The sequence below is a fragment of the Paenibacillus montanisoli genome, assembly GCF_003268025.1.
Lineage (GTDB): Bacteria > Bacillota > Bacilli > Paenibacillales > Paenibacillaceae > Paenibacillus_Z > Paenibacillus_Z montanisoli.
The window spans coordinates 155,204-177,541 of the sequence record NZ_QLUW01000005.1; the positions used below are offsets into that span (position 1 = coordinate 155,204).

Below are 22,338 nucleotides of genomic sequence, written 5' to 3' on the forward strand. Positions count from 1 at the left end.
GCTTGTATTATTACATTATAAAACAGTTACGTTATTTAACTATGTCTCGAATTATATTAGTCCCACTCTGATACTCCATTAATATTTCTCTTAGCTTCTTATCACAATTTATCTCAAATTCACTCCAAGCAATAGAGTTATAGTAACTAAATAAGTCATCCGCAAAAGATTTGTTACTAGGATCGCAGCTTAAACCAATACTGTTTTTTGTAATTTGAGTTCCCATAAACGACCCAGTACTACATAATTGCGGAATATAAAAAGTAATGCCATCGTAAAACTTATTTGCCATTGCCGGTTGTGTCATTTTATCATTTTCATATATGTTATGGATTAAATCAGTCTCTTTAGCAAATTCATACCTTTCATCGGGATTATATTGCCCATGAAAATAAACATTTTTTATTTTATTTCTTTCACAATGCTTTTTTAAATTATTCGCAGTATCTTGCTCTCTACCATGGTAGTGAAGTTCAAAACGATTATCATTAGCTATACCATCTATAATAGCTCTATTTATTAACTCATGCCTAATAAACCCCCAAAACCTTATTCTAATCGGTTCTGACTTCCGTGATTTACATCTCCGTATATCTCTATTGTCAAGTGAGTCTATTAAAATATTATGGCTGGTAAATATGTTATCAACTACAGGTAAATACTCTCTAAAGGCATTAGAGCTAACAAAGGTTGCGATCGAATTTTCTACAAGCCTATTAACTATTTTTTTGTATAAACCTATTTTCTCAAAGGTTATATCACGATAATCTAGTATAAATCTCTTTGAATAGTACCTAAATAAAATATCATTAAGTAGTACTCCTGGGACTGTATGCATAACAATTACTAGATCAAAATTATTATTAAGTAATAACCGCTTTGCATTTTTTCTGAATTTTATAAAACTTTTTACTTTTCTTACTTTAGAAACCTCATCTTCTTGATATAACTTAAATTCATGTAATATTATATTTTTATATGGTAATGTGATTTCATCCTTTTCGTCGCGATTCCAATATAGTAAATGGATTTCATTATCGCTCTGAGTTAACTGTTCCAGGTAGAAATTCATATAAGGCATATAGGCTAGTTTTGTAAAACCGATCATTAAAATCTTCATAACATATCTCACCTCAAAAGCTCCTGAAAAATTTGTATAAATTTCTTTGTATTTATAGTACTTGTATAGTTCACCTCTCCAAATGCTTTGGCTCTATCTGCCATCACTTTTACTTTGTCAGGGTGATTGTATAAGTCCAATATTGCATTTGCTAATGCTTCATGATCATCATTTGATACCGATATGCCAAAACCATTTTCATTAAACATTCTCGAATACTGAGAATTAGATTCGACGGAATTCACTATTACTCGACGACAAGCCATTAGTAGCGGCGCTTTGCTAGGCACTCCATTGCCTATTACACCTTTTTTAAGGGGAATAATACAAATTGAACAAGCACTATATACATCGGGAACAATCTCAAGGGGTTGAAGTGGGTAGAATTGAATATTACTTAACCCTCGATCCCTCGCTTCATCCATGAACTGCTCCTTAACATTCCCATCGCCGACTATTTGGAATACAATATTCTCTTCGTGCTTTAAGATAGTAGCAGCTTCGACAATCGCCTTATAATTAAATACATATCCAATAGTTCCTGCAAATTGAATATAAAACTTATCAGTTGGAATATTATATTTTTTTATAAACTCGTTGTTTTCTACAGAAATCTCCTTAACTGCTTTATCATCATACCAAGCAGGAACTACTCTGACTTTTTCAGAAGGAACATTTTGTTCTGTAACTTTGTCCTTCATATCCTGAGAAAGCACAGTAATAATCGTACTTAGTTTATAGGTGAATCTTTGTATATATTTAAGTGTATTGTACACTGTTTTATTATTAATTACCCCAATGTCAAAAGCATGCCCAGGAAATACATCATATATGTTATATACTACCGGTTTTCTATTGAAGAATTTGAGCATAATTTGTTGATATAGTACAGTCGGACAAGATTGCAAAAAAACTATATCTGCATCTTTTATCTTTCTCCATTTTTTATAGCTCTTTATTGCGAAAATGGCTTCATCTAAATATCGATTAATAAATCTTGTTTTATCTATCACATTTCTATCAATAACGTCATATGTTAATCCATTTCGTCCCTGTAATAAAGGTGGAATATCCGGGTTTATTCTTTTTCGTCTGCTTTGAATTAAATGGACCTCAAATCCTGCATCTAGAAAGTCATTAATCATTACCATAGCCATTTGATTATTTGGTCCAGGGGTATCAAAACCCTCAGTTGTAATAAATAATATCTTCAATTCAATTTATCTCCCTTGCAGGATTCTCACATTTTAATATTGATGTAAGTAGTTCAAAAAGCCGTTTTCTATTATCACCCAGCAGTGCATTTTTCCGTTATTAAATCCGTTGACTTTTTTCACTACCTAACAACTTACCGGTTCCACCTTCTACTACACCAGTGCCTTTTGCAACGCTTAATAAAGTTACAAAAAAACACTTCATATCCATTTGGAAATTAATCTGTTTTACATAATCGCCATCTAATTTGGCTTTTATTTCGATAGGAATCTCATCTCTACCATTTATCTGAGCCCATCCTGTGAGTCCAGGTGTCACTTTATTGGCACCGTATTTATCTCTTTCCTTAATTAAATCGTACTGATTCCAAAGGGCGGGCCGTGGACCTATAAAACTCATCTCACCCTTCAAAATGTTGATTAACTGAGGCAGCTCATCAAGACTAGTTTTCCTCAAGATTTTCCCAATCCAAGTAATATATTTTTCGGGATTTTCCAGCAAATGTGTTGGTGTATCCTTTGGTGAATCAATCCTCATAGTTCGAAATTTTAATATATCGAATAATATCTTATCTTTTCCAATTCTTTTTTGTCTAAATAAAACTGGACCTCTTGAACTTACTTTAATCAAAACTACTAGAAGCGCAAAAACTGGAGATAAAGTTATTAGTCCTATCACGGATAGTATTAAATCTATTCCTCGTTTTATTCTTATATAAGACAAATTCTCAACCCCTATACAATCTTCTAAAGGAAAAATCTCATTAATTACTTTACAAACCCCATCGTATTCAGCCTTATACAATAATCGCTTTCAGAGTGTCTTTGATCACCATGATCAAAAAAGAACACTGAAAGCGACATTTTTCTTCAACCTGTTTCGAAATCACTACTAATTACTACTAATTTCTTCTTTTACTACTGCATCGTAATTCATACCTCTACTTACGCCATATTTTTTCGCGATGTTAGAGAGTTTATTATATTGATCAGGACTAACTTTATTTAAGATAATTGATCTAGCTTCTTTTTTCTCGGCGAGCGATAGTCCACCACTTGCTAGTTTCTGCAGCTTCTTCAAATCACTCATGCTTAGACTCGAAAGAAGAATCGAGGTGACTGCTGCCTTTTCTTTCATCGTTACACTACCCTGAACTTTTTTCGCCTTTTCAGGAGACACTTCAGGGGAGTAACCATTTAAATCCCCCTTTACTGATGTACCCCCATTTTGTGAAGTCCCTTTTGATTGCTCTGGATCCATAATACTGTTAGTTTTATCGCTAATTTTTTCAGACATTGCCGTGTTTGCATCTTTATGGTTCGAACCTACACTACTTACATTGGCACTAGCATCTGCACTAATTTCAGTACTAGCACTAGCATTTGCAGAAGTATCAGCTTTCGATGTTTCATCAGTAGGTACTTCAGCAGTTAAATCTGTTATCAAATCTGTCTCAAGATTACTTGCCAAGGAACCTATCGCTTTATTTACTGCGTAGTTAGCAACAAACGCACCTGAAGCTCCGAGTACTATAAGAATTGTTGCAATCCACAACGCTACCCTTTTCCACCGCTTCATTTTACGCATTTGATTCAATCCTTTCACGTTTAGTTCAGATCGTGAAGTTAAGAAACATCTTTATACAACGGAACAATATACTCGATCACATCTCTGACAGCATCTTTTTCGTCAATGATTGCTTTCTCTAATCGTTTAAACTGCAGCTCCAGTTCAACACGATTAATTCCGAGAGGTTTACCGATGAAGATCCGATTATGCTTCGTCTTCGCAATGGCTTCTTCATCCAGTAGAAGCTCTTCGTAAAGCTTCTCTCCCTCTCGAATACCTGTGAACTCAATCGGAATTTCTGTATATGGTTCGAATCCCGATAAACGAATGACGTCTTCTGCCAGCTCTATAATCTTCACTGGTTGTCCCATATCGAGCACAAAGATTTCTCCACCTTCAGCGAAGGCACCTGCCTGAATAACAAGCTGTACAGCCTCCGGGATAGTCATAAAGAATCGAACCATCTCCGGATGGGTTACCGTCACCGGTCCACCTGAAGCAATTTGCTGTTTAAATCTTGGAATAACACTACCTCTGCTTCCCAGCACGTTTCCGAAACGAACGGCAACATACTTGGTATTGCTCTGTTTATCCATTGTTTGTATGTACATTTCTGCGATACGCTTAGTCGCCCCCATAATACTGGAAGGGTTAACGGCCTTATCCGAAGATATGAGAACAAAACGCTCTACCCCATATTTATCTGCAGCATCTGCAACGTTCTTCGTACCGAACACATTATTCTTAACGGCCTCTGCCGGGTTTCTTTCCATCAATGGCACGTGCTTGTGGGCTGCTGCGTGAAATACGACATTAGGTCTGAACCTGCGGAACACATCATCAATTCGCGAACGATCTTGGATGTCTGCGATAATCGTCTCGATCTTCTGGTCCGGGAAACGTGATCGCAGCTCCATCTCAATGGAATAAATACTGTTCTCGCCGTGACCTAGCAATAACAATGTTGTCGGCCTAAATACGATAATTTGACGGCACAGCTCGGAGCCGATCGAGCCTCCAGCACCAGTGACAAGAACTGTCTTATTTGCTACATAATCTGCGATGCCCTTCAAATCCGGCAATATTGGATCTCGACCCAAGAGATCTTCCAGATCGACGTCTCTCATTGCGTTAACAGACACCTTACCTGCAATCAAATCATGAATGCCAGGGATAATCTTGACTTTAGCTCCTGTATTTTTGCACATCGAGATAACAGGAGCTAACTCAGATTTAGCCGCAGATGGTATTGCAATGACGATTTCATCAATCGAATGTTCTGAAACAATCTTCTCTATATGGTTTCGATTGCCTAGAACCGGTTTTCCAAGTACATGCATCCGGTATTTGTGTATATCATCGTCAACGAATCCGACAATGGTTAAATCCGAAGCTGCATTACTCATGATTTCTCTCGCAATTAGTACGCCACAGTCTCCTGCACCGACAATTAGAACCTTCGCCTTATCTTTAGTAGGCTTCGCGCTCTTACTGATCATTCGCCATAAGAAACGAATGCCCCCCATACTAAGCAGCATGGTTTCAATTGATCGAACAGCAACCGACGGTTCTACTTGCTCGTTAATATAGTAGTTGGTTATCCCGTAAGAAATTAACCAACCAAGTACTACAGCCTTAAGCAGCGAAGTAATCTCGCCTATACTGGCATATCTCCATATGCGTTGATACATTTTGAAGTAAATCATCATGAGGCCGCAAATCAACGAAGTAAACGAAGCATAAGCCAGCATCTGCGGTACTTGATCGCTAGGAATTTTGAAGTCATAGCGAAACAAATAAGATGTCCCGACGCTGAAACAAACGATTAAAATATCAAGCACGAATAAAATCATTGACCGCTTCTTATAAAGCATTTGACTTCCCCCGCGTCCTCACTAATATAGGCAGTCTTATCTCACCAAATTTGGCAGTATTCGACAAGGTGCCCATATATAATAATAGAACTTTTTTACTATCTTAACAATACTTTGGGACTAGTTTTCAGCGTTGCTATAGTAATAATAATAGTAACCATCACTATTTTTCTTTTTGATGTTATTCAGTACGACACCAAGTATATTCGCATTCACTTGAGCGAGTTGCTGCTTCGCTTTCATGACCATATCTCGTTTGACTTTACCTGAATCAAGTACAAGAATAGTGCCGTCAACCTTCGTGGCTACAATTTGCGCATCGGTAACAGCTAGCGTTGGGGGCGTATCGATGAGGATAATATCGAATTGATTACGCAGCTCTTCTATTAATGCGCTCATACGTCCGGATGCTACCATCTCGGATGGGTTGGGAGGAATAGGCCCGGATGTAATGACTGAAAGATTAGGTACATGTGTACTTTGGACCGCTTCATGAAGCTCGCATTGGCGGGAAAGAACAGATGAAAGTCCTTTGCGGTTACTCACACCGAAGGTGTGATGAGCCGTTGGTTTTCTTAAATCGGCATCAATGAGGACAACCCTCTTATCCGCCTGCGCATAGACAACCGCAAGATTGGCGATCGTTGTGGACTTTCCCTCTCCAGGCGAAGCGGAGGTTGTCATGATGACTTGAATCTTCTCGTCAATGGAAGAGAAATCGATATTGGTCCTCAACGCCCTATATGCCTCTGAAATCGGTGATTTCGGTTCCAGGAAGGAAATTAACTGCCGCTTATTTTCCGATTTGGACATGACTCGCTTCACCTGCCTTAATGTTTCTTGCATTCTTAGCTGTCTTCTGTTCTAACTCTGTATGATCCATTTTTGCAATTTGGCCAATCGTCGGAAGATCCAGATAACGGAGCACATCCGCTTCCGTCTTAATCGTGTCATCCATATATTCAAGCATAAAGGCTACTCCTACCGCAGCCATAAGCCCAACAATAAGAGCAATCGCGATATTCAATTTAATATTTGGACCCACAGGAGCATAAACTTTTTCCGGGTTATACTCAGCCAAGTTTAGTACCGTCACGTTCTGTACATTAAAAATTGTAGGGATTTGCTCTTTAAACTCTAGCGAAACAGCATTAACAATCTTAGCGGCCTTCTCGTATGACTGGTCCTTAACAATCAGAGTCATCACTTGTGTGTTGTTGACCGAATTAACCATTACTTTATTCATCAATTCATCGGCATTCATATTGAAGTCAGGATGCTGCTCCGCCACCTCTTTCATAATGGCCGGCGTTTTGATAATTTCTTTGTAAGTATTAATCATCCGGAGGTCTCTTTCGATATCACCTAAACCCGGATCAGTACCTGTCTTATCAATCGATGTGTTATTGACAACAATTTTCGTTGACGCCTCATAGGTCGGATTAATCATGAAGTAACTATACAACCCCGCTGCCATTGAACAGACCAATACAATAGCTACTATCATCCACTTTCGCTTATTGATGATCTGGATATAGTCTCGGAGCTCTAATTCCATCTGCACATCATATCCCTCACATTTTCAGTTATAGGTCATGGGTTAATTTTGGTAAGAATTCGTTCTTAAAAGCAATATACATCCCCCACTGAAGGGGGATGTATATTAAAACTGCATCAAAGCTACATAATTAGCCCTTGAAATTGAACGCACGGTAAATGATTACTGCCGCTTGAGCACGTGTAGCTGTAGCGTTAGGGCTGAACTTGCCTTTATCGCCTACAACCAAACCATTGTTCGCCGCGAATGCGACTCCGTCTTTCAAGGAAGCGTTTATGGAGCTAGCATCTTTGAATGCCTCCAGAGCCTTCAGATCTTCTGCACCAGCTTTAACGCCTTTAGTAACTTCCAATGCGCGAGCAACCATGACAGCCATCTCTGCGCGTGTAATAGTAGCTTTAGGCGCGAAAGATGTCGCTGTACGTCCTTTAATAATGCCTGCTTCCGATGCTGCAGCTACATATGGAGCAAACCAATCCGTAGCGTTTACATCACTGAAGCCTTCTTTAGCTAATGCATTGTCCAGATCAAGTGCTTGAACAAGCATTTTCGCGAACTCAGCGCGAGTTACTTCACCGCTTGGTACGAATTTGCCAGCAGCACGGCCTTGGATTGCGCCCTTAGCAGCCATCACCTCGATTTGGCGACCAGCCCAAGCTTTAACTTTAGTGATGTCGGAGAATGCTACTTTATTCTCAACAACTACATAGGAAGAGAAAGAATCGCGGGATTCTGTAAAGAATCCTTTCGCAAATTTACCTCCAAAGAATTGCAGCTTGCCATTAACAATTTTCGCTAATGTAAGAAGATCCGTATCAACACCAGTTGTGCTTGGTACCGGAATCTCAACTTGTACCGGTTGGCTGAACTGATGAACAGCTTCGTCTCCTACTACGAGGCTAAAGTCGAATACATCGGATACACCTTTCGCGGAACCGATTACTTCTTTTGTAGCCGCAGCGTTCTTTACATTGAAGCTGATCTTGTTATCTTTTGCTTGGCCTACTGGAATAACAGCACCGAAGCCATTTACTCCGAACTTAACACCAAAGATACCGCCCGCAGTCACTTTCTTGATGCTATCTGCATCAACGTTAAACGTGATATCTTTGGAATCCAATTTTCCAGCTTGAAGAGTTACTACGATTTTGGGCAGTATTTTCTCTGCGCCAGGAGCAGCATCCTTCAGAGCATTGATAATGGCAGTAATATCGGCAATGACTTTACCGACTGCTGCGCCGCTCACGTTTACTTTAGCTTTGCCGTCAACGATTACGACGTCTTTGCTAACATCGATTGTAGAAATGGCATTGATCGCTTCCATCGCTTTCGCGATAGCTTCTTGGATCAGCTTGTCTTTCTCTGCGCCTGTAGCGTTAGCAATCTTGCTCTTAAGGTCACGAAGTGCGTCGAAGACTGTAGGGGCTGGAGGAACAAAAATGCCACCAGGGTTATAATTGAGCGTAACTACTTGCTGGAAAACCACTCTATTCAAGAGTTTTGCTTGAAGTGTTGCCGTACCCGATGTTGCAGAGCTTGCAAGATTGATTACGCCGGCATTATCCGGATCCACAGTTATGTTAGCGTCGCCAGTCACAGACCAAGTCAACAATGCAGAAGGAATCTCAATGCCTTCCAGCGAGAGTTTAAAAGATTTTGTACGGCCGTTGTTTGATTCAACAACAGCGTTAGTTGCCTCAGCACGAACAAAAGCAATAGCTAGAGCCGTAGTAGCTTTAGCTACTAGTTCTTTATCTGCAGGCGTTGCAGCTGCACGAAGGCCTTCAAGAGTAGCAGTTACAGCGTCAGCCACTTCTTCTTCTGTAGCCGTAGTATGGTCTGCGAACCAGCCGATGATTGCATTCACTTTGAGCGATTCATCGCTCAATGCTTCTGTAATAGCAGCTTCAATCAAATTGCTTATAATTGTTGCTTTATCTCCGCCTGCAAGCAAGTCAGGGAGGTTTGTTTTCACTTGGTGAACAGCTGCAAGTTCAACAGCGTTACCGAATGCCAGCAGATCGTTCACTGTCAGCTTGGATGTGCCAGTAATGCTAGCTAGCTCTACCAGAGCAGCTTGCAGATCGGCATCGGCGCGAATCGCATCGATCTCTTCGTTGCGTGTGCTGTACATGACAGTACCTACGCTTTGGAACACATCAAACAATACTTGTTTGAAGTTTACGTCTGCGTTATCTTTAATCTCGCTTGGGAGAAGTGCCCACAATGGATCCACAAGAGAACCATGAGTGCTATAGTCCAAAGAAGCAATTGCATCGCGAAGATCGCGAACGCTTTGCGCTTCGCCGCCTGCGATCAGCGCAGTATGAATGCGGTCCAGTCTAGCCATAAATTCTGCATAAGTCGGTGGAGTCGCAGTCGCTGCCGAAGCAACGTTAACCAAACCAAGTTGCTCTGCAAGACCCTTGCTGCTAAGTGGCAATCCTGCAAGCGAACCAGTTACAAGGCTGGCTGCTAGTGTTGTTACTGCTAGTTTCTTTTTGAAAGTCACTTTCAAGTCACCTCAGTCTCAATTTTTGTCTGATATTGCCGCTTTATGTAACAATCACTACCAATACTACCATTGACTCTAACAATAGGTCAATTAACTTTGAAAGAAATTTAGGATATTTCTCCAGCTTTTCCCTTTTTGTCTCGTTTTTGTCACAGGCGACTCTATCAGCTCTTGATTAGCGATAATAGCTTCCGCGTTATGTATATAGCATTGTTCAAATTGCTCGCCGAGCTCGGATCTCACTCGATCATAGGCTTCCCGCAAGCGGAATCCGCGGCGATGAATGTGATGGGCATCCGAGGATAACGTATGGATAAGCCCGGTTCTGCAGAGCTGCCACGCCGAGCGTTCAATCTGCTTTCCGAAGCCGCCCAGAATGGAATGCGTGGTCACTTGTCCGTATGCACCCGCATCTACCATCTCTCTCAGCTTGTCCGGGTTCTGCACGACCTCTGCATTTCGCTCAGGGTGGGCGATAATCGGTCTGATCCCCATAATCGTAAACTCATGTATGTACTCTAGCATTCGCTTCGGAACCGTAGAAGACGGCATTTCCAATAGGATGTATCGCGACCCGGCTAATGTAGCCAGCTCTCCTGCGCTCCACGCATCAAACATATCACTATGGATTCGAACTTCTTGTCCGATGTATAGATCGAGAGGTATTTTGTGCGCAGCAAAACTTTCCCGTAAACGCTCAACCTGCTCCCGGGTAAAAGCCGCGTCATTCATATATCTACCATTTGCATGGTGTGGAGTAGCAATCATAGCTGTTATACCATCGGCCACTGCCGCTCTAGCTAAATCGAGAGATTCGTCAAAATCTGCGGCACCATCGTCGATTCCCGGCAAGATATGCGTATGAATGTCGATCATTCTACAAACTCCTTCATGATTCGTCACTTTATTATACTAAAGTCGAATCGAAATAGGGTGAAGAATTAGAAATTCCTTAGGATTATGAAAAAATAATTAGAGGCCTTTAACAAAAAAAAGACTGATTCCCCCGCAGTGCGACTGCGGGAAAATCAGTCTTTGCCGCTAGCGTCTAAACGCGCGACTTAACCGAGATCCGGTTAAGGGCGCGCTGAAGAGCAAGCTCAGCGCGAACTTGGTCGAACTCATCGCGCTTGCCGTTCAGGCGTTGCTCTGCACGCTGCTTCGCCGCTTCTGCGCGGGCGATATCGATGTCGCCCGGCAGCTCGGCGCTCTCAGCCAAGATGACCACTTTATCCTTGCGGATCTCGAGGAAACCGCCGTTCACGGCGATAACCTCTTCGGAGCGGTCCTTCTTGATCGTGACTGGAGCAATTCGCAAAGGCGTAACCATCGGGATGTGATTAGGCAGAATACCCAATTCACCCTCAGAGCCTTTGACGATAATCATATTTACATCCTCAGCGTAAGCCTTACGCTCAGGCGTTACAATTTCCAATAAAAAGGAGCTCATGGTATTACCTCCTCAGCGCTTAGGCGATTAAACCTCTTGAGCGAGTTTTTCCGCTTTAGCAACCGCGTCTTCGATCGTTCCGACGTTGTGGAATGCCGATTCTGGAAGGTGGTCGTACTTACCTTCAAGAATTTCTTTGAAGCTGCGTACGGTTTCTTTAACAGGAACGTACAAGCCCGGGATACCATTGAACGCCTCCGCAACGTGAAGCGGTTGCGCGAAGAACACTTGAATACGACGCGCACGGTGAACGATCAGCTTGTCTTCTTCAGACAATTCGTCCATACCGAGGATCGCGATAATATCCAGAAGCTCTTTATAACGTTGCAGAACTTTCTTAACGGATTGCGCTACTTGGTAGTGCTCTTCGCCAAGAATTTCCGGCGTCAGAATACGGGAAGACGACGCGAGCGGGTCAACGGCTGGGAAGATACCCATCGCGGCGATGTTACGCTCAAGGTTAGTCGTTGCATCCAAGTGGGCAAACGCCGTTGCAGGAGCCGGATCCGTGTAGTCATCGGCAGGAACGTAGATCGCTTGAATGGAAGTAACGGAACCTTTTTTCGTCGAAGTGATACGCTCTTGCAGTTGACCCATTTCAGTTGCCAACGTTGGTTGGTAACCTACCGCGGACGGCATACGGCCGAGCAATGCGGATACTTCGGAACCAGCTTGCGTGAAGCGGAAGATGTTATCGACGAACAGTAGTACGTCTCTGCCTTCTTCGTCACGGAAGTACTCAGCCATTGTCAAGCCTGTCAAAGCTACGCGAAGACGCGCGCCCGGAGGCTCGTTCATTTGACCGAATACCATCGCTGTTTTGTTGATAACGCCGGAGTCGCTCATCTCGTGGTAAAGATCGTTACCTTCACGAGTACGCTCGCCAACGCCGGCGAATACGGAGATACCGCCGTGCTCTTGCGCGATGTTGTGGATCAGCTCTTGCATCGTTACGGTTTTACCTACGCCCGCGCCGCCGAAGAGACCGATCTTACCGCCTTTAGCATAAGGAGCCATAAGGTCGATAACTTTGATACCTGTTTCCAGGATTTCTTGTTGCGTGGAAAGCTCTTCGAACGTCGGCGCTTGACGATGGATCGGGTTAGAGATCGTACGGTCAACATCGCCGTTGTTATCGATAGGATCGCCGAGTACGTTGAATACGCGGCCTAGTGTTGCTGGTCCTACAGGTACTGTGATTGGGTTGCCCAAGTCGATAGCTTCTGTACCTCTGACGAGACCGTCAGTGGAAGACATCGCAACGCAGCGAACCAGGTTATCGCCAAGGTGAGTCGCAACTTCAACCGTAAGGTTAATGTTGACTTCGCCCGGGTTTTGAGCTTTTTTCTCAATTTTTATCGCATTAAGAATCTCAGGCAGGTGACCGTTCTCGAACGCGATGTCGACAACCGGACCTGTTACCTGGACTACATGCCCCTTGCTCATTGGTGTACCTCCTTATTGTTTTTCCGAAGGAAAATGCTGTATCGCTTATCCTAAGCCTGCGCGTTCGCGCCGCCGACGATTTCCGCGATTTCTTGCGTGATTGCTGCCTGACGAGCACGGTTGTACGTCAACGTCAAGCCGGCGATCATCTTCGTCGCGTTCTTCGTTGCATTGCCCATCGCAGTCATACGTGCGCCGAACTCGCTCGCTTTGCCTTCCAATACCGCGCTGTAAATAACCGTTTCGGCGTATTTAGGAAGCAGAACGTCGAGCACCTTCTCAGGTGACGGCTCATATTCGTAGCTAGCCTTCGCGCCTGTAAATTGCGACTGATCCAACGGAAGCAGCTGCTTAATGACAGGAACTTGGGTCATGGCATTGTAGAATTGGTTATAAACCAAATTCAATTCGTCATAAGTGCCGCTCTCGAAGCCTTTAACGGCTGCTGCCGCCACGGACTTGATATCGGCAAATTTAGGTGTATCGGAAAGTCCCGTTACTTCTCCGGCAAGAGCTACGCCCCGGCGCTTGAAGTAGTCGCGGCCTTTGCGTCCGATGACGAAGACGTCGTATTCAGCAGGAGACTTATGTTTCTCCTGAATCTCCGTCCATACTTTACGAAGCACGTTCGCATTGTATCCGCCCGCCAAACCGCGGTCCGACGTCACGACCAGATAGGCCGTACGCTTAATTTCGCGGGTTTGCAGCATAGGATGCTTAATCGCGCCTCCGCCCGATGCAATGCTCGCTACGACTTCTTTGATTTTCTCCGTATATGGACGGGAAGCTACGGCTGCATCTTGGGCTCTCTTGAGCTTCGCGGATGCAACCATCTCCATAGCCTTCGTAATCTGTTTCGTATTTTGCTTGCTCTTGATCGAGCGCTTAATTTCGCGCATACCTTTAGCCATTCGTTGTCACCACCTTATTACTGCGCCCGGGGTGAAGCTCAGCTTCACCCGGGACAGTTCTATTCCGCGCTATTAGATGAGTTTAAACCGACGCTGCAAAGCTGTTCTTGAATGTTTTGATCGCTTCAACAAGCACTTTCTCATTGTCGGAAGTCAAATCTTTCGTATCGCGGATGGAAGCGAAAATTTCTGGCTTGTTAGCATCCACGTAGGCCAGGAAGCCTTGTTCGAAACGGCGTACGTCTTGAACCGGAAGATCGTCCACGTGTCCACGAGTAACCGTGTACAGGGAAACGACTTGACGTTCTACAGGCAATGGCGCGTTAACGCCTTGCTTCAGAATTTCAAGCGTGCGCTCACCGCGGTTCAGACGGGATTGCGTTACTTTATCGAGATCGGAGCCGAACGCTGCGAATGCCGCAAGCTCGCGGTATTGCGCGAGGTCAGTCTTGAGCGTACCGGCAACCTTTTTCATTGCTTTGATTTGAGCGGAGCTACCTACACGGGATACGGAGTTACCAACGTTAACCGCTGGACGCTGACCGGAGTAGAATAGGTCGGACTCAAGGAAGATCTGGCCGTCCGTAATCGAGATTACGTTCGTCGGGATGTAAGCCGAGATATCGCCGGCTTGCGTCTCGATGAATGGCAGTGCAGTCAAGGAACCGCCGCCAAGCTCATCGTTCAGCTTAGCTGCACGCTCGAGCAAACGGGAGTGCAGGTAGAATACGTCGCCCGGATAAGCTTCGCGACCCGGAGGACGGCGGAGCAGCAAGGAAAGCTCACGGTATGCTGCCGCTTGTTTGGAAAGGTCATCATAGATAACGAGTACGTGTTTGCCGTTGTACATGAAGTACTCGCCCATCGAGCAGCCCGTGTAAGGCGCGATGTAAAGGAGCGGGGACGGCTCGGAAGCGCTCGCCGTTACGACGATCGTGTAGTCCAAAGCGCCTTGCTGGCGGAGGGACTCAACAACCGTACGAACAGTGGATTGCTTTTGACCGATAGCAACGTAGATACAGATAACGCCGTTGCCTTTTTGGTTAACGATCGTGTCGATCGCGATTTGTGTCTTACCTGTTTGACGGTCGCCGATGATAAGCTCACGTTGACCGCGGCCGATTGGAATCATCGCGTCGATCGCTTTGATACCTGTTTGCATCGGCTCGAATACCGATTTACGAGCCATTACGCCCGGTGCCGGAGATTCGATTGGACGTGCTGCAGTCGTGTTGATTGGACCGTTGCCGTCAACCGGTTGTCCCAGTGCGTTTACAACGCGGCCAAGCAGCGCTTCGCCAACCGGAACTTCCATGATACGGCCAGTTCTCTTAACTTGGTCGCCTTCGCGGATGCCTGTGTAAGGACCCATGATAACGACACCGACGTTGCTCTCTTCAAGGTTAAGGGCCATGCCCATAACGCCGTTCGAGAATTCGAGCAGTTCGCCGGCCATAGCGTTCTCAAGGCCGTGTACGCGCGCGATACCGTCACCGACTTGGATGACCGTACCGACGTCAACGACTTGAATTTCGGATTTAAATTGTTCGATCTGTTGTTTAATCAGCGTGCTGATTTCATCAGGTCTGATACTCAATTCCGTTCACCCCTATCTACAATGCTTGAGTTTTCAAAGCTTGTTCAAGTCGAGCGAGCTTGCCGGAGAGGCTGCCGTCGTACAGACGGTCGCCGATGCGCACTTGTACGCCGCCGAGCAGAGCTGGTTCAACGATTTGTTTTGCGATAATGCGTTTGCCGATCATCGATCCGAATTGAGCCGACACTTTGTTCAGCTCTTCATTCGACAACGATTTAGCCGTATATATAGTAGCGTGTGCCTGACCAAGCGCTTCGCCCGCTACTTTCGTATAAGCTTCGTAAACATCAGCGATCGCGTCATGACGGCCGCGGATGATAAGAAGCTCAACCGTGTTCAGTACCATCACCGTAACCGCGTCAGATAATGCACCTTTAATAATGTCGATCTTCTTCGACACTTCGACGTTCGGCAGGCCGAGGAATTTGCGGATTTGCGCATCTCCGGCAAGCACGTCGACGACGATTTTCAGCTGTTTCTCAACATCTGCGACCGCATTATTGCTTTGTGCCAGTTCAAACAGCGCTTTAGCGTAGCGTTTAGCTACGACGCTCTCGCGGCTCATTTGCTTCCAACCTCATTCAAGTATTGGTCAACAAGCTGCTCTTGCGATTTGTCATCGATTTGCTTCTCGATGATTTTCGAAGCGATCATGACGGACATGCCGCTAACTTGGCTGCGGAGCGCAGAAATGGCTTTGTTCTTCTCGCTCTCGATATCTTTGACAGCTTCGTCTTTCAGGCGAGTTGCCTCGGATTTAGCTGTGTTGACGATCTCGTCGGCTTGCTTCGTGCTCGTTTGCTTCGCTTGCTCGATGATGTCATAAGCATCCTTGCGCGCTTGTTGAAGCGATTGTTTCTGCTCTTCGTATTGCGCTTCGGCTTGCTTGCGGCTGTTCTCCGCGCTTTCAAGCTGTTCTTTCACGAACTGCTTGCGCTGTTCCATGATGGAGAAGAGCGGACCGAAAGCGTAACGGCTAAGCAGCCAGTAAAGAATCCCGAATGCAACCAGTTGGATGAAAAAATTGGACCATACGATATCCAACGTACGTCACTCCTTTCCGTAGATTAGCCGACCATCCTAGGGCAGTCAGCAAAAGGAAGGCGCGGAGGCATTGGCACTCCCCGCCATGTGGTTTGACAAATAATCTTAAGCTTGACCCAAGAAGATGAACGCAAGAACGAGGGAGATAACTGGAAGTGCCTCGACGAGCGCTACACCGATGAACATTGTAGTTTGAAGAGTACCGCGAAGTTCTGGTTGACGGGAGATACCCTCAACAGTACGACCTACGATCAAACCGTTACCGATACCTGCGCCCAGTGCTCCAAGACCGAATACAATTGCTGCTGCAACTAATGCTAAAGCTCCCATTAGAGAAATCCTCCTTAAAATGTTTACATATAGTTTTATTGGTTCCTGCGATTAGCAGGTTTGTTACTGTCTTAATGACCCTCTTCGTGAACGATCGCTTGCGACATATAAACCATCGTCAGCATAACGAATACGAAAGATTGGATCGCGCCTACGAAAATACTGAAACCTTGCCACACGATCAGCGCCGGAATACCGAACCAGCCCATGCCCATGATAACGCCGATCATAACCTCGCCCGCGAAAATGTTACCGTAGAGACGAAGCGAAAGCGAAAGCGGCTTCGCGATCTCTTTGATGACGTTAAGCGGGAAGAATGCCGCGTAAGGCTCGATGTAGTGCTTGAGGTAATGCTTGCGATTGCGGCGAAGACCTTCGATGTGCGTCAGCACGATTACGATAGCCATCAGCGCGCCTGCAACGGCAACATCGGCTGTCGGCGATTTCCACCACGCGATGTGCGCTTCCTCACCCTCCATATGAAGCTCCATGCCCAAGAATGTCGCGCCGTGATGCGCCTCCGTAATGATACCGAACGGAAGACCCAGCAAGTTGGCAACAAACAAGTACATGATCATCGAGATGCCGAGCATCAAGTAAGGACGGCCTTTCTTCAGATCCATCGTCGTACCGATGATGTTCTGCACGAATTCGATAACCCACTCCAAGAAGTTCTGCATCTTGGTAGGATTGGTGACCGAAGCGCCCCGAACCGCCAGCTTAGCCATAACGAATACGATAATGCTGGTGAGAACAATCATGAAAATGGCAGCCAAATCAAATCGAATGCCACCTAGATGTACTTCAGGAAAAATATGATCCATTAGTTGTTTTCACCCCTTTCATCGGTGGATTGCCGTACTGCCGGATACCCTCTCTTGGCTCTAATTCCCAATATGAGTGTTGCCAATTGAGCAACAAATAATCCAGCTACTGTTGCATAGAGGCTGAACGAAAAGTACTTCGTCGCGATGACCACCGCCAGCAGGCCGATGCACGCGCGCGTCAAGAAACCGAGATTGTGGCGCTTGACGACGCCCGCAGCCGATAACGCTCCGACGCGTTGTACTTTCCACGAAAGATGGAAGGCGTTTGCAAGACTCGCCGCAGCGCCGAGAACAAGTCCGCCGAAGAGCGGCTTATATTCCGGAAGAAGGGCCCATCCAATGAAGCATACAGACAAAAAAAAGAACGTGATGCGCTTAACCGTTCGAAGGTGGCCGGACAAATCATCCATTATTTCGCTTTGCCCCCCGTAAACGCCTTGATCAAAAGTATGGTCATGAAAACAGCGATGACGAAACCAACAGACATACCGACAATGGAGCCGTATGTATTCTCAGCCCCAGTCACCTTACCGCCAATCCAATAGCCCAGTCCAAGACATGCGCCGATTGTGCCGCCGACGGATCCGATCAGACCCATGGCGCGCCAAGGATTATCCCCGAAGCTGCCGTTATCCGTGCCTCGATTTTTGTCGTTATTGGATGAATTCATCGCCCGAATCACTCCAAAACTCTTATTTATTTTAGCCAAGCGGGTTCCGGTTTGTCAATTGATATAAATTCAAACATTTAGTGAACGATGACCCGAAAACCCTTGATTTACCTGGGGTTTTCGGGTTTCGAAACCGTACAGTAGCACTGTATGCTGTAGCCTTGTTGCTGATGCTCTCTCTTCCATGTCAACTATGAACGTTGTGTGAACGACTCCGGACGATTGTCCGTTTTCCCAAAATGATGAAGAATCGCCTGGACGATGCGGACGGAAGCCTGTCCGTCGCCGTACGGGTTGGCGGCTTGGCTCATTTTGTCGTATAGCTTCGAATCCGAAAGCAGCGCGTGAGCGCGATCATAAACGACCTGTTCGTCGGTGCCGACCAGCTCAAGCGTCCCGGCAGCGATTCCTTCCGGACGTTCCGTCGTATCGCGGAGCACCAGCGTCGGCACGCCGAAGGACGGCGCTTCTTCCTGCAGGCCGCCGGAATCGGTCATGATCATGTAAGTATGCGGGTAGAAGTTATGGAATTGGAACACGTCGAGCGGCTCGATCAGCTTAATACGCGGATGATTGCCAAGTATTTCGTTCGCCGGCTCGCGGACGGCCGGATTCAGGTGCACCGCATAGACGATCGCCACATCTTCAAACTCATCCGCAATGCGCTTCACCGCGCGGAAAATGTTGCGGTGCGGCTCGCCGATCGATTCGCGGCGGTGAGCGGTCATCAGAATCATCCGTTTTCCTTTCGCCCATTCGATGACGGGGTGCGTAAAGGAGGCGTCCACGGTGTACTGGAATACGTCCGTCGCCGTGTTGCCGGTTATGTAGATCGCTGACTCCGGTTTGTTCTCTTTGCGAAGATTATCCGCGGACTGGTCCGTTGGCGCGAAATGCACGTCTGAAAGCACGCCGGCCAGCTGACGGTTCATCTCTTCCGGATACGGGGACATTTTGTTCCACGTACGCAAGCCTGCTTCGACATGGCCTACCTGGATTTGCTGCACGAACGCCGCGTAGCTTGCCAAGAAGCAAGTCTGCGTATCGCCATGCACGAGCACGATATCCGGCTTCGATTCCCGAAGAATCGGATCGAGTCCTTCCAGCACGCGGACCGTTGTTTCCGTCAGCGTCTGGCGCTCCTTCATGACGTTGAGATCGTAGTCAGGCGCAATCTTGAAAAAATCGAGCACTTGATCGAGCATCTGGCGATGCTGCGCGGTTACGCACACGATCGGCTCGATTTGATCCGGGTATTTCTCCAGCTCCAGCACGAGCGGAGCCATCTTAACCGCTTCCGGCCGCGTGCCGAAAATCGTCATTACTTTAAGTTTTGCCAACGTTATGTCACCCCTAAATTATTTCGTTCCAAACATTCGGTCGCCGGCATCGCCGAGACCCGGCACGATGTAGCCGTGATCGTTGAGGTGGCTGTCAAGGGCAGCGAGGTAAATGTCAACGTCCGGATGCGCCTTTTGCACCGCTTCCACGCCTTCCGGCGCCGCGATGAGGCACATCAGCTTAATTTGCGTGCAGCCGCGCGTCTTCAGCGCTTGAATCGCCGCGTTCGCCGATCCGCCCGTAGCGAGCATCGGATCGATCACGATCAGCAGCCGCTCCGTCGCATCGGAAGGCAGATTCACGTAATATTCAACCGGCTGCAAGGTCTCCGGATCGCGGAACAAGCCGATATGGCCGACCTTGGCCGATGGAATGAGCTTCAGCATCCCGTCCACCATGCCGAGACCCGCGCGCAAAATCGGCACAAGGCCTACCATGCGGCCGGAAATCACCTTACTGGTCGCTTCCACGACCGGCGTCTGCACCGTAACGGTTTCAAGCGGCAAATCTCTCGTAATTTCATAGGCCAGCATCGTGGCAACTTCGTCGACAAGCTCCCGGAAGTCTTTCGTCTTCGTATCTTTGTCGCGAATAAAGGTCAGCTTATGCTGGATAAGCGGATGGTCGCATATTGTAAGATTGCCCATTGGTCATTCATCCTCCTGGATTGCTTTTCAACTGACTATTATAGCATTCGGTGCATCAATGTGCCATTCGAGGCGCTTCTTAGCGAAACACATGCAAAGTATACCCGAAAGCAGCCTTTATTACGTCAATTGAAATCAGCTGCTGCCGCCGCAGCCGCTGCCGCAGGATGAGCCGCCTCCGCCTCCGTCGCCGGAGCCCGAGGAGCATGAACTGCCTCCGTCGCCGCCTCCGCTGCCAGAGTCGTCACCGCCGCCATTGTCATCTCCGCTGCAAACCACCACTGATCCGCCGCAGCCGCTGTACCCATTCCGCTGCTCTTCCTCCCGAACCTGATCCATCTGATCATGAAATTGTTCGGTCGGCCCGTACGACGAAAAGAAGAACATCCCGGAGAGCATGCCCGTCATCAAGCCGGTTGACGTCCAATCCGAATCGGCCCGATAGGAAGGTTCATGCCGGACGGCGGTAAGCTGCCTGCCCCGCCCAATGAGATAGTCGATGGTCGCGGCCAAATCACCGAATTGCTCTGCGGCCCGCACATTGAACCGCTTCCCGCGAAGCTCGTCAGGATCGCCGAATTCGAGCTCTCTCATGAGCTCCTGCGGCATCGGCGACCTGTAAAAGGCGCCCCACAGCTGCCCGCTGACTTGCACGGGAAGGAACAGCTCCCCGTAGATCCAGTCGAACCATGCGCGCTCGCCCGGCTCCGGCCGGGTATCCGCCCCATGAGGGGCGTGATGGATGGTAGCCCCGCAAAACTGCTTGCAGAACTGCTCATACTCCCTTGTAAACATAAGCATCTCATGCCAAACCTCGTCGACGCGAACGCTGTACATCGGCACGTTCCGCAGCACGCCGCACATGAGAAAATAACGCTTCAGCTCAAACCACTGCCACTGCCATTCCCCTTCGCGCATGCTGGGCGTGCGCTTCAGCACGCGGTCTTTGACGCGCGCCTCGAAGTCCGGCGACAGCGACGCTTCGAGCCGCTCCGCCGCGGATCGTGCCGGGTGCCCCTCCGGAACGCCGAGAGCCTCCGGCGGCTTGCGCATCGGCACGGTCGATCGGCGTGCGGAACCTCTCGATCGGAATTGCCCGGGCCCCGGCTGGCCGCCGCGGCTCTGAACGAGCTTAATGACGATTACCGCAAGGATGATAATGAAGAAAACCCCAAATAGAGTCATGGCTTAGAGGCTCACCGCCTTTTATGGATATACGAATATCATACCATGAAGCCAGCGCCTTGCCGCTGAATTTTTCACTAAAATCAGGAAAAAGCTGCACCGCTTAGGCAGTGCAGCTTTTCTAATCCGATTATCCGCGAAGAAGCAAGCGGTTAAAATAGCCGATCGTATATTGAACGCCTTTGTCGCCCAGCTCGCCCATCCACGTATGGGAATGCGGCTCGATGCTGAGGCCGCCTTGATAGCCGACTCCGTAGAGGACGGACATGAACGTGCCCCAGTCCGTTTGATCAAGCCCCGCCGGCGGGTCGTCGAAGCGCTTGCCGTCCACGATGACGGAGCCTTTGATATGAACGTGCTTGATGCGGGAGCCCCAATCCACGATTTCCTTCAAATAATCTTGTCCCGCGTAACGCGCGTGCGACGGGTCGTACTTGATGCCGAGCTCCGGCAAGTGGCCGTGGATCAGCTTCCAAGCGGTATCGTCCACGATAAAATTGTTCCAGTGGCAGTTGTACGTCGCGATGGAGACGCCGCGCGCCTTGCCGTATTCGATGAGGACGGTGAACAGGTTGATCGCCGCCGTAATATTTTCGTAGTAGGTAAGCTCTTCGACGTAGTTGCAGCCGCTTACGAACACCGGGCAGCCAAGCTCTTGGCACGCATCGATGAGCGCATACGCCGCATTCAATTCTTCCTCGTTGATGCTGCCGTCCTTCGCGATGCGGTCAGGGCCCCAGCGGCCGATGGACGCAACGCCTACGCCTGTCCGCTCGCTAGCGGCTTTTAGCTCCGGCACCAACGCCGTAAAGGTTGCTGCGGGAACACCAACATTGACGCAAAACTCCAAAAATTCCAAGCCTTGCCGAGCTGCCTTATCAAAGCTCTCTGCACGGTAATCCGCGATAATACCCAGTTTCATGGTTAGCATTCGACTCCTTCGGATCGATTCTTTTTGCAGGCATCCGAAACGTTTCGGTTAGCCTTGTACTCCCACTATATAACTAGGAAGAAAACGATTGCAACAACTATTTTTCTC

23 protein-coding genes are annotated in these 22,338 nt (G+C 47.2%); all 23 read right to left on the reverse strand.

Features of this window, described 5'->3' with window-relative positions:
• Window positions 1-31 precede the first annotated feature (31 nt).
• Complete coding sequence (locus DL346_RS23330; protein ID WP_133257564.1) at window positions 32-1,120, reverse strand: glycosyltransferase family protein; 1,089 nt, start codon at window positions 1,118-1,120, stop codon at window positions 32-34.
• An 8-nt stretch (window positions 1,121-1,128) separates the two neighbouring features.
• Window positions 1,129-2,334, reverse strand: a complete 1,206-nt coding sequence (locus tag DL346_RS23335) for a glycosyltransferase family 4 protein (RefSeq protein WP_112884802.1) — start codon at window positions 2,332-2,334, stop codon at window positions 1,129-1,131.
• Window positions 2,335-2,434: 100 nt separating this feature from the next.
• Window positions 2,435-3,058 carry a sugar transferase gene (locus DL346_RS23340; protein WP_112885080.1) on the reverse strand — a complete coding sequence of 208 codons (624 nt, stop codon included), beginning with the start codon at window positions 3,056-3,058 and terminating at the stop codon, window positions 2,435-2,437.
• 168 nt (window positions 3,059-3,226) lie between these two features.
• Complete coding sequence (locus DL346_RS23345; protein ID WP_112884803.1) at window positions 3,227-3,922, reverse strand: hypothetical protein; 696 nt, start codon at window positions 3,920-3,922, stop codon at window positions 3,227-3,229.
• A 38-nt stretch (window positions 3,923-3,960) separates the two neighbouring features.
• Window positions 3,961-5,778, reverse strand: a complete 1,818-nt coding sequence (locus DL346_RS23350; protein WP_112884804.1) for a polysaccharide biosynthesis protein — start codon at window positions 5,776-5,778, stop codon at window positions 3,961-3,963.
• A 120-nt stretch (window positions 5,779-5,898) separates the two neighbouring features.
• A complete protein-coding gene (locus DL346_RS23355; RefSeq protein ID WP_112884805.1) occupies window positions 5,899-6,591 on the reverse strand; it encodes a CpsD/CapB family tyrosine-protein kinase in 693 nt (230 codons plus the stop codon).
• Window positions 6,572-7,336, reverse strand: coding sequence for a YveK family protein (locus DL346_RS23360; RefSeq protein ID WP_240633403.1), 765 nt, complete (start codon window positions 7,334-7,336; stop codon window positions 6,572-6,574). Before DL346_RS23360 ends, DL346_RS23355 begins: the two co-directional genes overlap by 20 nt.
• 130 nt (window positions 7,337-7,466) lie before the next feature.
• Window positions 7,467-9,848, reverse strand: coding sequence for an S-layer homology domain-containing protein (locus tag DL346_RS23365; RefSeq protein WP_112884807.1), 2,382 nt, complete (start codon window positions 9,846-9,848; stop codon window positions 7,467-7,469).
• Between the two features lie 93 nt (window positions 9,849-9,941).
• The gene (locus DL346_RS23370; protein ID WP_112884808.1) at window positions 9,942-10,727 is read right to left on the reverse strand and encodes a tyrosine-protein phosphatase; all 786 of its coding nucleotides are present in this window, start codon (window positions 10,725-10,727) and stop codon (window positions 9,942-9,944) included.
• Window positions 10,728-10,899: 172 nt separating this feature from the next.
• Window positions 10,900-11,301 (reverse strand): F0F1 ATP synthase subunit epsilon, encoded by a 402-nt coding sequence (locus tag DL346_RS23375; RefSeq protein ID WP_112884809.1) that lies wholly within the window; start codon window positions 11,299-11,301, stop codon window positions 10,900-10,902.
• 27 nt (window positions 11,302-11,328) lie between these two features.
• Window positions 11,329-12,747 (reverse strand): F0F1 ATP synthase subunit beta, encoded by a 1,419-nt coding sequence (gene atpD / locus DL346_RS23380; RefSeq protein WP_112884810.1) that lies wholly within the window; start codon window positions 12,745-12,747, stop codon window positions 11,329-11,331.
• Window positions 12,748-12,797: 50 nt separating this feature from the next.
• Window positions 12,798-13,658 (reverse strand): ATP synthase F1 subunit gamma, encoded by an 861-nt coding sequence (gene atpG / locus DL346_RS23385; protein ID WP_112884811.1) that lies wholly within the window; start codon window positions 13,656-13,658, stop codon window positions 12,798-12,800.
• Window positions 13,659-13,740: 82 nt separating this feature from the next.
• Window positions 13,741-15,255 (reverse strand): F0F1 ATP synthase subunit alpha, encoded by a 1,515-nt coding sequence (atpA, locus tag DL346_RS23390; protein ID WP_112884812.1) that lies wholly within the window; start codon window positions 15,253-15,255, stop codon window positions 13,741-13,743.
• Window positions 15,256-15,271: 16 nt separating this feature from the next.
• Window positions 15,272-15,820: a F0F1 ATP synthase subunit delta gene (locus DL346_RS23395; RefSeq protein WP_112884813.1), complete on the reverse strand. Its 549-nt coding sequence runs from the start codon at window positions 15,818-15,820 to the stop codon at window positions 15,272-15,274.
• Window positions 15,817-16,299, reverse strand: a complete 483-nt coding sequence (gene atpF / locus DL346_RS23400) for a F0F1 ATP synthase subunit B (protein WP_112884814.1) — start codon at window positions 16,297-16,299, stop codon at window positions 15,817-15,819. Before atpF ends, DL346_RS23395 begins: the two co-directional genes overlap by 4 nt.
• A gap of 105 nt (window positions 16,300-16,404) precedes the next feature.
• Entirely contained in the window at window positions 16,405-16,629 is a 225-nt protein-coding gene (atpE, locus tag DL346_RS23405; protein WP_112884815.1) for a F0F1 ATP synthase subunit C, read from the reverse strand.
• Between the two features lie 71 nt (window positions 16,630-16,700).
• Complete coding sequence (atpB, locus tag DL346_RS23410; RefSeq protein WP_112884816.1) at window positions 16,701-17,453, reverse strand: F0F1 ATP synthase subunit A; 753 nt, start codon at window positions 17,451-17,453, stop codon at window positions 16,701-16,703.
• On the reverse strand, window positions 17,453-17,866 hold the full coding sequence (locus tag DL346_RS23415) for an ATP synthase subunit I (protein ID WP_112884817.1): 414 nt from the start codon (window positions 17,864-17,866) through the stop codon (window positions 17,453-17,455). The genes atpB and DL346_RS23415 overlap by 1 nt, the downstream gene beginning before the upstream one ends.
• Complete coding sequence (locus tag DL346_RS23420) at window positions 17,866-18,126, reverse strand: hypothetical protein (protein WP_112884818.1); 261 nt, start codon at window positions 18,124-18,126, stop codon at window positions 17,866-17,868. Before DL346_RS23420 ends, DL346_RS23415 begins: the two co-directional genes overlap by 1 nt.
• Window positions 18,127-18,317: 191 nt before the next feature.
• Window positions 18,318-19,466: a non-hydrolyzing UDP-N-acetylglucosamine 2-epimerase gene (gene wecB, locus DL346_RS23425; RefSeq protein WP_112884819.1), complete on the reverse strand. Its 1,149-nt coding sequence runs from the start codon at window positions 19,464-19,466 to the stop codon at window positions 18,318-18,320.
• A gap of 18 nt (window positions 19,467-19,484) precedes the next feature.
• Window positions 19,485-20,114 (reverse strand): uracil phosphoribosyltransferase, encoded by a 630-nt coding sequence (gene upp / locus DL346_RS23430; RefSeq protein ID WP_112884820.1) that lies wholly within the window; start codon window positions 20,112-20,114, stop codon window positions 19,485-19,487.
• Window positions 20,115-20,249: 135 nt separating this feature from the next.
• Window positions 20,250-21,299, reverse strand: a complete 1,050-nt coding sequence (locus DL346_RS23435) for a glycine-rich domain-containing protein (RefSeq protein ID WP_112884821.1) — start codon at window positions 21,297-21,299, stop codon at window positions 20,250-20,252.
• 130 nt (window positions 21,300-21,429) lie between these two features.
• On the reverse strand, window positions 21,430-22,221 hold the full coding sequence (locus DL346_RS23440) for a sugar phosphate isomerase/epimerase family protein (RefSeq protein ID WP_165822639.1): 792 nt from the start codon (window positions 22,219-22,221) through the stop codon (window positions 21,430-21,432).
• Window positions 22,222-22,338: the final 117 nt, after the last annotated feature.

Excerpts from the sequence above, each read along its gene's own strand:
- DL346_RS23330 (WP_133257564.1), bottom strand. The coding sequence starts at position 1,120 with ATGAAGATTTTAATGATCGGTTTTACAAAACTAGCCTATATGCCTTAT.
- DL346_RS23345 (WP_112884803.1), bottom strand. The coding sequence starts at position 3,922 with ATGCGTAAAATGAAGCGGTGGAAAAGGGTAGCGTTGTGGATTGCAACA.
- DL346_RS23350 (WP_112884804.1), bottom strand. The coding sequence starts at position 5,778 with ATGCTTTATAAGAAGCGGTCAATGATTTTATTCGTGCTTGATATTTTA.
- DL346_RS23355 (WP_112884805.1), bottom strand. The coding sequence starts at position 6,591 with ATGTCCAAATCGGAAAATAAGCGGCAGTTAATTTCCTTCCTGGAACCG.
- DL346_RS23360 (WP_240633403.1), bottom strand. The coding sequence starts at position 7,336 with ATGGAATTAGAGCTCCGAGACTATATCCAGATCATCAATAAGCGAAAG.
- DL346_RS23370 (WP_112884808.1), bottom strand. The coding sequence starts at position 10,727 with ATGATCGACATTCATACGCATATCTTGCCGGGAATCGACGATGGTGCC.
- DL346_RS23375 (WP_112884809.1), bottom strand. The coding sequence starts at position 11,301 with ATGAGCTCCTTTTTATTGGAAATTGTAACGCCTGAGCGTAAGGCTTAC.
- atpD (WP_112884810.1), bottom strand. The coding sequence starts at position 12,747 with ATGAGCAAGGGGCATGTAGTCCAGGTAACAGGTCCGGTTGTCGACATC.
- atpG (WP_112884811.1), bottom strand. The coding sequence starts at position 13,658 with ATGGCTAAAGGTATGCGCGAAATTAAGCGCTCGATCAAGAGCAAGCAA.
- DL346_RS23395 (WP_112884813.1), bottom strand. The coding sequence starts at position 15,820 with ATGAGCCGCGAGAGCGTCGTAGCTAAACGCTACGCTAAAGCGCTGTTT.
- atpE (WP_112884815.1), bottom strand. The coding sequence starts at position 16,629 with ATGGGAGCTTTAGCATTAGTTGCAGCAGCAATTGTATTCGGTCTTGGA.
- atpB (WP_112884816.1), bottom strand. The coding sequence starts at position 17,453 with ATGGATCATATTTTTCCTGAAGTACATCTAGGTGGCATTCGATTTGAT.
- DL346_RS23415 (WP_112884817.1), bottom strand. The coding sequence starts at position 17,866 with ATGGATGATTTGTCCGGCCACCTTCGAACGGTTAAGCGCATCACGTTC.
- DL346_RS23420 (WP_112884818.1), bottom strand. The coding sequence starts at position 18,126 with ATGAATTCATCCAATAACGACAAAAATCGAGGCACGGATAACGGCAGC.
- upp (WP_112884820.1), bottom strand. The coding sequence starts at position 20,114 with ATGGGCAATCTTACAATATGCGACCATCCGCTTATCCAGCATAAGCTG.
- DL346_RS23435 (WP_112884821.1), bottom strand. The coding sequence starts at position 21,299 with ATGACTCTATTTGGGGTTTTCTTCATTATCATCCTTGCGGTAATCGTC.
- DL346_RS23440 (WP_165822639.1), bottom strand. The coding sequence starts at position 22,221 with ATGAAACTGGGTATTATCGCGGATTACCGTGCAGAGAGCTTTGATAAG.